Here is a 12,942-nt window from a genome sequence, read left to right on the forward strand (position 1 = left end):
ATTCTGGAAGGTGCCGATTCATGCTGACGCGAAAGCAACAGGAACTGCTTCTCTTCATTCACGAGCGGATGAAGGAATCCGGCGTTCCGCCATCCTTTGACGAGATGAAGGATGCACTCAATCTCGCGTCCAAGTCCGGCATTCACCGGCTGATCACGGCGCTCGAGGAGCGCGGCTTCATCCGCCGCCTGCCGAACCGGGCGCGTGCGCTGGAAGTCATCAAGCTTCCCGAAGCCTATTCGCCGAGCCTGCAGCCGCGCCGCGGCTTTTCGCCAAGCGTCATCGAAGGCAGCCTCGGCAAGCCGAAGCCCGCGCCCACCCCCAAGGCACCGGAACCGGCGAACGACACCGTCAGCGTCCCGGTCATGGGCCGCATCGCCGCCGGTGTGCCGATCTCCGCCATCCAGAACAACACGCACAGCCTGTCCGTGCCGATGGAAATGCTGGGCTCCGGCGAACACTATGCGCTGGAGGTCAAGGGCGACTCGATGATCGAAGCCGGCATCCTCGATGGCGATACTGTCATCATCAAGAATGTCAGCAGCGCCAATCCGGGCGAGATCGTCGTGGCATTGGTCGACGACGAGGAAGCAACGCTCAAGCGCTTCCGCCGCAAGGGTGCGTCGATTGCACTCGAAGCCGCCAACCCGGCCTATGAGACGCGTATCTTCGCCTCCGATCGGGTCAAGGTTCAGGGCAAGCTCGTCGGCCTCATCCGCCGCTATCACTGACCGGTGACACGCCTGGCTGCGTCCGTATAACGCGGACGTGGAACAAGCGGCCATGTGCCCGTTTCCTGCGTGATCGGGAAGGCGTTTGTCCGCCAGTCGTAGTATCGATGCCGGGTCCAGGGCCGGTCGATTGCGCCGACTGCCGTCCTGGCCTCAAAGCCAATGCCGTCCGATGCCGCATGGAGTTCGATCGATCCGGTTCTTCGCAGCCGTTCCGCCATAAGCAATGTCGCGCCCGAGCGGCACGTGTCGTAGCCGAGGCGGAACGGCACGATGACCACATCGGCGATGTCGCAGGCGGGTCCGGCATAGGCGGGTTTCTCCACCGTCACCACCCGCAATGCGGTTCCGCCCGACGCCGTAACCTGACCGGCGCACCAGGCGGCCTTCCTGCAGTGGAAGCGGGATATCTCCCCATTCAGGGCCTTTTCCATAGCCAGTCGCTCCGCATTCAAGACGGAGGCCGGCAGCCGTGGCTGCTCTCCTCCTTTTTCTGTCTGGTCGGCCGGAACGGGCTCCCCATCCGCCATGTCCGGCCCCTCGCCCTTCGGCATGGCGAGCGCCCGCTGCCATTGTTCGAAGATGAAGGATGGCGGACGACTGCGGTTCGTCTCTAGCCGTCCATCGGCAATGAGGGCCGCCAGCCTGCCGTCCTCGCTGATAATCAGCGCAGGAGACGAGTTTGTCGGTCCGTATGCGATCAGCGCAACCGCCACGGCCATCAGCGGCAGGCCGACATATCTGAGGCGACTGCGCAGCAGGACCAGAAGCAGAAAGCCGGCGACCGAGAGTTCGAAGGCATAGGGCGGCAGGCGTCCGGATGAAACTCCGCTGTCCCAGCCGGCGACCTCTCGGGCCACCGCGATGACGATGTCCAGCCCAACCCCCATGAGGCGCAGCGGCCAATGCTCGAGCCCGAACGGCATGGCGAGGACGGATACCAGGCCGGCCGGCATGACCACGAAGGTGACGACCGGCATGGCGATGAGATTGGCGGCGAAGCCATAGGGCGCGAGGCGGTAGAAATGCTCCAGCGCGAAGATCGCCGTTGCAGTCCCGCCGATCGCCGATGTAAGCGCCAACGCCGAAGCAAACCCGCCGGCTTTCGCGGCAAGGGCGATGATACCGGACCGGCGGCGCGGCGCGCTCCGGTCCACCGATCGCATCCGCCACCATCTATATCCCGCCACAAGCGCCACCGTCGCGGCAAACGACATCTGGAAGCTCGGCCCCATGACGGCGGACGGCGTGACGGCAAGAATGATCAGCGCCGCGAGCGCGACGTTCCTGAGGCTGATCGCCGGCCGGTCGATGAGGACTGCGACCAGCATCAATGCCAGCATGATGAAGGCACGGATCGCCGATACCTGCAATCCGGAAATCAGCAGATAGCCGAATGCCCCGGCCAGGGCGGCGGCAGCGGCCCATTTCTTGACCGGGAAGCGTTGCACGAGGGCCGGGAACAGGGCGAGTGTCGTGCGCAGGCCGGCAAAGAAGAGGCCTGCCGCGAGCGCCATGTGCAGGCCAGAAATGGCGATCACATGCGCCAATCCCGACATGCGCAAGGCTTCCGCCGTCTCATCCGACAGCGCGCGTCTCTGACCGGTGACGATGGCCGAGGCAAACGCCCCGGTATCGCCTGCGAGCGTCGCCCGTATACGGGCGGAAATCGTGTCGCGCAGCATCTCGATCGCAAGACGGGCGCGGTCAAGAAGGGATGCACGCTGCCCCACAGCCACTCTTTCGGGAGAACCGTAGAAGAAGCCGACCGCACCGATCCCCTGATAGTAAGAGAAGAATGCGAAGTTATAGCTGCCCGGCAGGGCCGGACCGGAGGGCGGCGAGAGCCGCGCCTTGCCGCTGATCATTTCGCCGGGCAGCAATGGCTCATGGTCGTTTCGCGCCAGCACGGCCACTCTTTCAGGAGGGCGACGAAGGGCCGGCTCGCTGGTCGCCGAGACATTGATCAGATAGCGCCAGCCGCCATTGTCATCGATTTCGCGGCTCTCGATCCGGCCGGTGATCCGGGTGACGATCGGCGTATCCAGCACGACGGTCCCGGTCCGCCATGTCTCGAAAGCAGCCAGCCCCATGCCGAGCGCCAGAAGCAGCACGGCGATTGCGGCATATCGCATCAGCGGGCGATGATGCCCGGCGGCAACAGCACCCACTAAAGCCACGGCAGCCAACAGGAAAATGGCAGGCGTGGGCGGGTCGTGCGCCAGGCTGAACCAGACGACGGCTCCCAGTCCGAGCAGGACCGGCGAGAAGAGAAAGTCATGACGAAAGCGGCGCTCTTCGGCCAGGGCAAGCCGCAGTTTTCCGTGAAGGTCGCCCAGACGGAACGTGCGATGGCGCCCGGCCCCGCCGCGCTCTGGCGCCGGCAGATCAAGCGGAACCACGCGCTGCGGGTCGCGCGCCAGCGCCCGGTTGCCAAGACGCCTCTTCTCTCCGGCATCGGCCATATGCGGCCCCCGTCAAAGACCACCCTCACCCGGTTGCATTCTGCAATCGCAAGGCGATTTCGACAAACGAAAAATCAACCGAAGCCCCCGCATGGCGCGTCATTCGACTACGGTTGATGCCAAAGTTCGAGGTTGCGGCTCGGCTTGGCCACGGGAAAGTCGCAAAGTTGATTTCGCGATGCACAATTTGGCCGCCGGATAGCTTGGCATCCGCGCCAGGATCATATAGCTAAGCGATTGACGCTAATAACCGTGGCGCCACTTAGAGGCGCCAGCCCGCCCTATCTGGAGGAAGAGCATGACAGACAAAAGCGCTGCCTTGACACTTGGAGACAAGCAGGTCGAATTGCCGGTTCGAGAAGGCACCATTGGCCCGAGCGTCGTCGATATCGGCACGCTTTACAAGCACACCGGCTCCTTTACCTACGATCCGGGTTTCACCTCGACCGCCGCCTGTGAATCGAAGATCACCTTTATCGACGGCGACGAAGGCGTGCTCCTGCACCGCGGCTACCCGATCGAGCAGCTCGCAGAACACGGCGACTTCCTCGAGACCTGCTATCTGCTGCTGTACGGCGAACTGCCGACCGAAACGCAGAAGAAGGACTTCGACTACCGCGTGACGCATCACACGATGGTTCACGAGCAAATGAGCCGCTTCTTCACCGGCTTCCGCCGCGACGCCCACCCTATGGCCGTCATGTGCGGTTGCGTCGGCGCGCTGTCGGCCTTCTATCACGACTCGACCGACATCACCGATCCGCATCAGCGCATGGTCGCAAGCCTGCGCATGATCGCCAAGATGCCGACGATCGCGGCCATGGCCTACAAATACCATATCGGCCAGCCCTTCGTTTATCCGAAGAACGATCTCGACTACTCGTCGAACTTCCTGCGCATGTGCTTCGCCGTGCCGTGTGAAGAGTACAAGGTCAATCCGGTGCTTTCGCGCGCCATGGACCGCATCTTCATCCTGCACGCCGACCACGAGCAGAACGCCTCGACGTCGACGGTTCGCCTGGCCGGTTCGTCGGGCGCCAATCCGTTCGCCTGCATCGCGGCCGGCATTGCCTGCCTCTGGGGCCCGGCACATGGCGGCGCCAACGAAGCGGCACTGAACATGCTCTCGGAAATCGGCACCGCCGATCGGATCCCGGAATATGTCGAACGCGCCAAGGACAAGAACGATCCGTTCCGCCTGATGGGCTTTGGCCACCGCGTCTACAAGAACTATGATCCGCGCGCCAAGATCATGCAGAAGACCTGCCATGAAGTGCTCGGCGAGCTCGGCATCAAGGACGATCCGCTTCTGGAAGTCGCCATGGAGCTGGAGCGCATCGCGCTCACCGACAGCTACTTCATCGAGAAGAAGCTCTATCCGAACATCGACTTCTATTCCGGCATCACGCTGAAGGCGCTGGGCTTCCCCACGACCATGTTCACCGTGCTGTTCGCTCTCGCCCGCACCGTCGGCTGGATCGCACAGTGGGCGGAAATGATCGAGGATCCGCAGCAGCGCATCGGCCGTCCGCGTCAGCTTTACACCGGTTCGCCGAAGCGCGACTACATTCCGGTTTCCAAGCGCTAAGACGTCGCCTCTCGGCGGACATAAAAAACCCGGTCAGAAATGACCGGGTTTTTTCGTTTTCAGCACATCGAGGATGATCTCGGCAGCCAGTTCTCCGGGTGGCCTTTCGGTCGAAAGACGTTCCCAGACCGTGTCGTATCCCTGCAGCATCGCCTGCCGTTCCAGGCTCGGCACGATCAGGCGCTCGACCCATCGCACCAGCCGGCCGGGCCGCAGCATGTCGTTGAAATATTCGGGCACGACGGTGTAGTCGGCAATCAGGTTCGGCAGGGCGGCACTCCAGACCTTGATGCGGTTGGCAACCAGATTGATGATCCAGTCGCCACGATAGATGGAGACGACCGGCACGCGTGCGAGCGCCAGTTCGAGGATCACCGTGCCGGACGCCGCAATCGCGGCATCCGCGACGGCAAGCGCCTTCCATTTTGCTTCTGCACCGACGACGATCTCCGGCTGCTCCGGCCAGTCGGCAATAACCTCGCGAATGCGCGCCTCCTGCCGGGGCACTGCCGGCAGAACGAAGCGCATGTCGGGATGTCGCTCGCGCAGGGCGCGCATCGCCTCGCCGAGGACAGGCAACAGGAACTTGATCTCGACGCCGCGCGAGCCCGGCATCAAAAGCACCGTCTTCGGCTCCGCAGCCTGTGGGTCCGGCCTGTCCAGCCGGGCGCGGCGCACCGCCAGAAGATCCCCGTCATTCGTCAGGCGATGGCCGACGAAATCCGTCTTCGGCCCGCCAAGCCGCTCCATCACGGCAGGCTCAAAGGGCAGCAGGGCCAGAACACGATCGACATAGGCCAGCATCTTTGTCGCCCGGTATTCCTTCCAGGCCCATACGCTCGGGCAGACGTAATTGACGACCGGAAGGTCCGGCAGGGCCTTCTTCACGCGCCTGGCGACGCGATGGGTGAAATCCGGGCTATCGATGATCAGCAGAATATCCGGCCTGGCCGCGACGATGGCATCCGCCGTCTGGCGGATCCGCCGGATAAGTTGCGGCAGTTTGGCGACGACGGCGGAAATGCCCATGATCGACAATTCGGAAAAGTCGAACAGCGATTTCAGCCCCTCGGCCTCCATCGCCTCTCCGCCGACACCAATGATCTCCATGGGTCCGTCCAAGCGGCGGCGCAACGCTGAGAGAACATCCGCGCCGAGAAGATCACCCGAAACCTCGCCTGCGATGACCGCGATCTTCAGGGGCTCAGCTGCCATGTCAGGTCTTCCTTTTCGTGGGTTCGAACCCGATGACGAACAGGCCAAGCCTGTCGGCCTCCCTGACCATCTCGTCGCGGTCGAGCACCAGCGACCGGCCGGCCTCGACGGCGATCCCCGCCAGTCCGGCGGCCGCCGCATTGGCGACCGTCGACGGACCGATGGATGGCAGGTCCGCGCGCAGATCCTGCTGCGGCTTGCAGAGCTTGACCAGAACACCTTTCGCCCGGCTCGAGATGCGGCTTTCGCGGCGCATGCGCGCGACGCGTTCCAGCATCTGGTCCGTGCCCTCCGCGCCTTCCAGCGCGACGACCCTGCCCTTGACGCTGACGGCGCCCTGCCCGACGTCCAGCCGGCCGAGTTCCTCGGCAGCCTGCCGTGCCTGGCGAATATCGGTCCAGTCCGCCTCGGCGGGTTGGACCGCGCCGAGCGGCCCGACCTCGGCCAGAAGATTGGGCGCGATATCCTGCGCGCCGATCACCTTGCAGCCATAGAGCTCGATGACCTCGATCACCAGCCGCAACAGCTTGTCGTCGCCGGCAGACGCCAGTGACCGCACGATGCGCGGAAAGTTCAGCAATGCCTTGATGTCGGGACGGATGGCGCGCCAGTCGGGGCGGCGCTTGACGGAACCGGACATGACCACGCGGTCTATGCCCTTCTCGCTGATCGTCTTCTTCAGACCAGCAAGATTCCCGGTGTCGATGTCGATATGTTCGAAGGACTGCCAGTCGCGCTCGGATTCACCGCGCAACGCCAGAATGAAGGGATCCTCACCCTGCTCCCTGGCAGCCTCGGCGAGATAGACCGGCAACAGCCCCCCTCCGGCAATGATCGCCAGGCGGCCGGTCTCGCGGGAGCGCTCGCCGTCCATGCCGCGCCCCTATTTCCGGGCAGGCGAAGTCAGGGCCCGGTCGCTGTCTGCCGCGATGAAGTCGAGGATTTCGATGACCTGCGGGCAATCGGCGTATTCGTCACGGATCGCGGCGGCATTCAGCCGGATCGACTGTTCGCCCTCGAATATCTGCTTGTAGGCGCGGCGCACGGTATGAAGCACCGCACGGTCGAGACCGGCGCGGGTCATCCCGACGATGTTCAGGCCACCGAGAACTGCCGGATTGCCGTTCGCCATCCCGTAGGGAATGACGTCATAGGCCACACCCGTCAGGCCGCCGATGAAGGCCTGGCGGCCGATGCGCGAGAACTGGTGGACGGCGGAGCCGCCGCCGAAAATCACCCGGTCGCTAACCGTCACATGGCCGGCCAGCATCACATTGTTCGACAGGATGATGTGATCGCCGAGAATGCAGTCATGCGCCACATGCGAATTGGCGAGGAACAGGTTGTTGTTGCCAACCGTCGTCTTGCCCTTGTCCTGCGCGGTCCCGGCATTGATGGTGACGCCCTCGCGCATCGTGCAGTTGTCGCCGATGGAAAGCGTAGTCTCCTCGCCATGGTGATGAACGCTCTGGGGCTCGCCGCCGATCACCGCCATCGGATGGACCGTGCAGCCGGAACCAAGCCGGGTGATGCCGGTAACCACCGCGTGATTGTGCAAGGTGACGTTATCGCCGAGCACCACACGGGGTCCGACATAGGCCATCGGCCCGATTGACGCGTTCTCGCCGATCACGGCGCCGTCTTCAACGACGGCCGTCGGATGGATCCTGGCAGATGCCGCAATCAGGCTCATTTATCACCTTTTTTCACCATCATGGCGCCGACGTCGGCTTCAGCGACAAGCTGACCATCGACCTTGGCGTCACAATGGAACTTCCAGATATTGCCGCGCTGCTTCTGCTTGACGACGTGGAACTTGACCTGATCACCGGGAACCACAGGCTTGCGGAACCGAGCGTTGTCGATGGTCATGAAGTAGACCAGATTGTCTGTCGAGCCGCTCTTGTGCGCACAGATCGCGCCGGCAGTCTGAGCCATGGCCTCGATCAGCAGCACGCCCGGCATGATCGGATTTTCCGGAAAGTGGCCGGTGAAATGCGGTTCGTTGACCGTCACGTTCTTGATGCCGACGGCGGAATTGTCGCCATCGACCTCGACGATCTTGTCGACCAGAAGAAACGGATAGCGATGCGGCAGGAGCTTCATCAACTCCATGATGTCGATCGTCGCAAGCTCGCTCGTATTGGCCTCTGTCATTCCTCTTTCCCCTCTTTCCGCTCTTGAGCCCGCGGCCGATTGACCGATCGCGCCATGACCTCCGCCGTCTCCTTGAGGAAGTCGCGGATCGGCCGCGCCGGGAAGCCACCATAGACCTGCCCTGCCGGGATATCAGCAGCCACCGCGCTGGCGCCGGCGATCTGTACACCGTCACCGATCGAGATGTGGCCGTTGAACCCGGATTGCCCCCCGATCTGAACACCGTTGCCGATCGTCGTGCTGCCGGCGATGCCCACCTGGCTGGCAATGCCGCAATGGCGGCCAATGCGCACATTGTGGGCAATCTGCACCTGGTTGTCGATCTTCGTGCCTTCGCCGATCACCGTGTCGTCCATGGTGCCACGATCGATCGTGGTGTTAGCGCCAATCTCCACATTGTCCTGGATGATCACCCGCCCGATCTGGACGATCTTCAGCAGTCCGCGCGGACCCGGTGCATAGCCGAACCCGTCCTGCCCGATGCGGGCGCCATTGTGGATGATGACATTGTCGCCGATCAGCGAGCAAAGAACGCTCGCCCCGGCCGCGATCGTGCAATTGCGGCCGATCTTGACATGGGGGCCGATGACGACGCCGGCGCCAATGCGCGTGCCGCTACCGATCACCGCGCCTGCGCCGATCACCGCGAAAGGCTCGACCTCGACATCACCCTCGAGCTGGGCGGACGGATCCACGGCGGCCTGCTTCGACACGCGGTCCTCCGCGGGCGCGGTACGCTCCGGGCGCATGGCGTCCGGATGCAGCAAAGCACCGACACGGGCGAAATCCGTATGCGGATGATTGCTGATCAAGACCGGAATATTATCGGGAACCAGTGGACGCAAGGCCCTTGTGCAAAGCACCGCCGTCGCGTTGCACGTGACGAAATCGGCCTTGTTGCGTCGAGCGAGAATATAGCAAATCTCGCCTTGCTTGGCGCGGGCGACCGGAGAAACGGTACGCACCCTCAAATCGCCATTTGCAGCATTCTCAAGTTCCGCCCCAAGAAACTCAGCAAGCTCTTTCAAGCTTACGCCATCATGGGGCGGAAAGAATTCATTATGCATCATAGATCAGCCAAAGCTCCGGAGCGGATGGGCCCGCAGTTCTGGTCTGCCGATATCAGAATTGGTTAGCGATGCCAAACCGGAAATTCTGAGTCTTGTCGTAGTCTTCCTTCAGGACCGGCACAGCGTAGTCGAAGCGGATCGCGCCGAACGGCGAACCCCAGACAACACCGAGACCCACGGATGCACGCAGGGACGCGTCCGTTCCCTCGGCGCTATCTCCGCCCAGGCTGACCTCGTTACCGAACAGCGTACCGGCATCCGCGAATACGGCGCCACGCAGGTTCAGGTCCGTCGGGATACCCGGAAGGGGGAACGACGCTTCGGCAGAAGCCGTGAAGTAAGTCGTGCCGCCAAGCGCGTCGCCGTTGGACATGCGCGGGCCGATGCCGTTGTTCTCGAAGCCGCGGATTTCACGTCCGCCGATCTGGAACTGGTCAAAGACGTTGAGGTTGCCGCCGAGCGAAGCAACATATCCGGCCGAACCGCTGAGGGATGCGACGACGTCCGCGTAATCGGAGACCGTGTAGAATGCCTTCGCCTTCGCAGTGATCTTGTAGAATTGCGAGTCACCGCCAAGACCGGCGATTTCGTTCGTCAGGCTTGCGTAAATACCCTCACGCGGCATCTGCATGTCATCGATCGTGTTGTAGACGATCGTGTTCGAGACAGACGACTTTGTCCACGGGCTATTGTCGACCAGATCCTTGTAGGGCTGGGACAGATCATCGTAGTCGGAGCCGCTGGAATCGTACTTCATCTGCTTGTAGTTATAGGCAAATGTGGTGCGCAGATCCTCGGTGATCGGAGCCGTCACGCGGAGCGTGAAGCCCTGTTCCTCGTAATCATAGTTATCGGCGCTGTCGCTTTCACTCCTGAAGATGTCAAAGCCAGCTGCGAGACGGTAGCCGAGGAAGTAAGGTTCCGTGAAGCTCAGCGAGTAGGTTCGAGCACCTTCGGTGCCGGCACCTGCAGCAACCTTGATATACTGACCGCGACCGAGGAAGTTCTTTTCCTCGATGGAGGCTTCCAGCATCAGGCCGTCGCCGCCGGCCGAATAGCCCGCGCCGATGCCGAATGAACCTGTCGGCTGGTCTTCCACATTCACGATGATGACCACACGGTCAGGTTCGCTGCCCGGCTGCGTCGAAATATCGACGGTCGTGAAGTAGCCAAGCGCTTCCAGGCGGCGCTTCGCACGCGAAATCAACTCGCGGTTAAACGCATCGCCTTCGCTGATGTCGAACTCGCGGCGGATGACGTAGTCACGGGTCCGGGTATTGCCGCGGATTTCGATGCGCTCGATATAGGCGCGCTCGCCCTGATCGACCAGATAGTTCACACCAATGGTATTGTTGGAGAAATCGCGGTCGCCACGCGGCGTCACGCGAGCGAAGGGATAACCCTGCGACGCAACCTTTGCCGCAATCGCTTCCATGGTCTTCTGCACGTCATCGGCGCTGTAGGTCTTGCCGGAGCGGGATTCGACCAGCGACTGCAATTCGCTCGGATCCACGCCTTCGACGCTCGATTCGACGTTCACGGCGCCGAAATTGTACTTCTCGCCTTCTTCGACAGTGAAGGTGATCGTATAGGTGTTGCTCGCCTCGTCCAGAACGGCGTCGGACGACACCACGCGGAAATCGGCGTAACCGTGATTGTAATAGAACTTGCGGAGCGCCGCTTCGTCAGCCTTCAGCTTGTCGGGGTTGTAAACGTCACGGCGCGTCAGGAATGACAGGAAGTTGGACTTCTTGGTGTTGACGATGGCTGCAAGCCGGCCGTCGGAGAACGCGTGGTTGCCGACGAAGTTGATCTGGTCGATCTTGGTGCGGTCACCTTCATTGATGACAAACGCGACGTTGAGGCGGCCCTGGCCAACATCGAAGGTCTGGGTCGTCACGCTGACATCGCTGCGGCCGATCGAGGCGTAGGCGTCCTTGATCGTCTGGATGTCGTTTTCGATCATGACCTGGTTATAAGGACCAAGCGGCTTCGTCTCGACGGCGGCGGCCAGCTTCTCGTCCTTGATCTTGCGGTTGCCGTTGAAGACCACCTGGTTGACCAGCTGACCTTCTGCAACATTCACGATCAGGCTGCTGCCGGAGACGCTGATGCTCACATTGGAAAAATAGCCGGTCGCATAGAGGTTCTTGATCGACTCATCGATATCGGCGTTGCTGAAACTCTTGCCGGGCTTGATCGTCAGGTTGGATCGAACGGTATCTGCGCCAACGCGGCCAGCACCCCGGACCACGATATTCTTGACGACCGCGGCCTCGGCCACCGTTGCGGATGCGATCACGACAGCTGCCGTGCCGGTAACCACCAAACTCGTGGACAGTGCAACCGCTGACACCGCGTTCAAGAACTTTGAACCAGCCTTCATTTTAAACTTACCTTTTCCGTTGCCCCAAAGTCGCCCTACCCGACTCTGGCCACATGTGCCGTTTTAACCGCTTTTGCACCACAAGCAAGGTCGCGGGTTAAAATCCATTTACTTTCAAATCAGCAAGTGGCCTGAAGGCCACTATCGTTTGCAATTATCGTAAACAGTTGGTTTTTCCGACCGTCCCTTCGGTTAACCGACCAGCGAACTTAGGTCGTTCCAGGTCGAAAACAGCATCAGCATCAAGACCATTACCAAGCCGATGCGAAATGCGATCTCCTGCGTCCTCCCCCCAATCGGTTTACCGCGTAGTGCTTCGACTCCATAAAACAACAGATGGCCACCGTCCAGCACCGGAACGGGCATCAGGTTAAGCAATCCGATAGATACCGACAGCACGGCCGCCAACTGTAGCAATGCGGCAACACCAAGCGTCGCCATCTGGCCGGAGGCCTGCGCAACCCTGATCGGGCCGCCGAGCTGATCGGCCTTCATCCGGCCTGTAATAATGTTCGAAATGTAGTCAAAGGTGCCGGTGACGATGTGCCAGCATTGCTGGACTGCCGCGCCAACCGCCGCGAACGGCCCGAATTTTTCCGTCCGGAACTTGCCCACCTGTTCATTGGTGATCACGCCGATGAGGCCGATCTCCGCCTTGTTGCCGAACCGGTCGGTCATTTCCTGGAGCTTCGGCGTCAACGGCAGATCGATCTCGCGGCCATCGCGCTCTAGCACCACCGACATGGTGATTCCCGGACGAACGCTCACATAGCGCCGGATGTCGTCGAAAGTGGAAATGCGTTCGCCGTCGATGGACACGAATCTGTCGCCAGGCAATATGCCGGCGGCCTGCGCCGCGCTCCCCGGCTGGACGTCGGCCACGACCGGATCGGCAACCGGCTTGCCGTACAGTGTGAACATCACCGCAAAGACGAGAATGGCGAACAGGAAGTTGGCAATCGGGCCGGCGGCGACCGTGATCGCCCGCTTCCAGAGCTTTGCGCCGCTGAAGCTTCTCGCCCGTTCCTCGTCCGTCATCGCGGCAAGCCCTTCCTGGTCGGGCCTGCTTGCGGCATCGTCATCACCGAAGAAGCGGACATAGCCGCCCAGCGGAATCGCCGACAGTTTCCAGCGTGTACCATGCTTGTCGGTGAAGCCGGCGATCTCGGGGCCGAAGCCGATGGAGAACGCCAATATCCGGATGCCGGACCAGCGTCCGGCCAGATAATGGCCCATCTCGTGGACGAAGACGATCAGGGACAGGACAATCACGAAAGGCAGGATATAGCCGATGATGAAGCCCGGAGCGCCTATGATATGTTCGAGCATG

10 protein-coding genes are annotated in these 12,942 nt (G+C 61.8%); 2 read left to right on the forward strand and 8 right to left on the reverse strand.

Translation table 11 applies throughout. The features are described from left to right. The first annotated feature begins 20 nt into the window (after positions 1 to 20). Positions 21 to 731, forward strand: coding sequence for a transcriptional repressor LexA (lexA, locus tag ACU5AY_RS08280; protein WP_446828699.1), 711 nt, complete (start codon positions 21 to 23; stop codon positions 729 to 731). On the opposite strand, the gene ACU5AY_RS08285 is transcribed toward lexA, so the two are convergent. Further along, positions 725 to 3,196, reverse strand: coding sequence for a ComEC/Rec2 family competence protein (locus ACU5AY_RS08285; RefSeq protein WP_446828700.1), 2,472 nt, complete (start codon positions 3,194 to 3,196; stop codon positions 725 to 727). The genes lexA and ACU5AY_RS08285 overlap by 7 nt on opposite strands. 298 nt (positions 3,197 to 3,494) lie before the next feature. Between ACU5AY_RS08285 and gltA the strand changes: the two genes are divergently transcribed. After that, positions 3,495 to 4,784, forward strand: coding sequence for a citrate synthase (gltA, locus tag ACU5AY_RS08290; RefSeq protein ID WP_446824291.1), 1,290 nt, complete (start codon positions 3,495 to 3,497; stop codon positions 4,782 to 4,784). A gap of 33 nt (positions 4,785 to 4,817) precedes the next feature. Here gltA and lpxB read toward each other — a convergent pair whose 3' ends face one another. From lpxB to rseP, 7 genes are all read right to left on the reverse strand, one after another. Continuing rightward, positions 4,818 to 5,999: a lipid-A-disaccharide synthase gene (lpxB, locus tag ACU5AY_RS08295; protein WP_446828701.1), complete on the reverse strand. Its 1,182-nt coding sequence runs from the start codon at positions 5,997 to 5,999 to the stop codon at positions 4,818 to 4,820. A 1-nt stretch (position 6,000) separates the two neighbouring features. Next, positions 6,001 to 6,873, reverse strand: coding sequence for an LpxI family protein (locus ACU5AY_RS08300; RefSeq protein ID WP_446828702.1), 873 nt, complete (start codon positions 6,871 to 6,873; stop codon positions 6,001 to 6,003). A 9-nt stretch (positions 6,874 to 6,882) separates the two neighbouring features. Next, positions 6,883 to 7,692, reverse strand: coding sequence for an acyl-ACP--UDP-N-acetylglucosamine O-acyltransferase (gene lpxA, locus ACU5AY_RS08305; RefSeq protein ID WP_446828703.1), 810 nt, complete (start codon positions 7,690 to 7,692; stop codon positions 6,883 to 6,885). Beyond that, positions 7,689 to 8,156: a 3-hydroxyacyl-ACP dehydratase FabZ gene (fabZ, locus tag ACU5AY_RS08310; RefSeq protein WP_446824295.1), complete on the reverse strand. Its 468-nt coding sequence runs from the start codon at positions 8,154 to 8,156 to the stop codon at positions 7,689 to 7,691. The genes lpxA and fabZ overlap by 4 nt, the downstream gene beginning before the upstream one ends. After that, complete coding sequence (gene lpxD / locus ACU5AY_RS08315; RefSeq protein ID WP_446828704.1) at positions 8,153 to 9,226, reverse strand: UDP-3-O-(3-hydroxymyristoyl)glucosamine N-acyltransferase; 1,074 nt, start codon at positions 9,224 to 9,226, stop codon at positions 8,153 to 8,155. Before lpxD ends, fabZ begins: the two co-directional genes overlap by 4 nt. Before the next feature lie 52 nt (positions 9,227 to 9,278). After that, a complete protein-coding gene (bamA, locus tag ACU5AY_RS08320; protein ID WP_446828705.1) occupies positions 9,279 to 11,612 on the reverse strand; it encodes an outer membrane protein assembly factor BamA in 2,334 nt (777 codons plus the stop codon). Positions 11,613 to 11,804: 192 nt separating this feature from the next. Beyond that, a complete protein-coding gene (gene rseP / locus ACU5AY_RS08325) occupies positions 11,805 to 12,941 on the reverse strand; it encodes an RIP metalloprotease RseP (protein WP_446828706.1) in 1,137 nt (378 codons plus the stop codon). Between the last annotated feature and the right edge of the window lies 1 nt (position 12,942).

Source organism: Rhizobium sp. PAMB 3174, assembly GCF_052908375.1.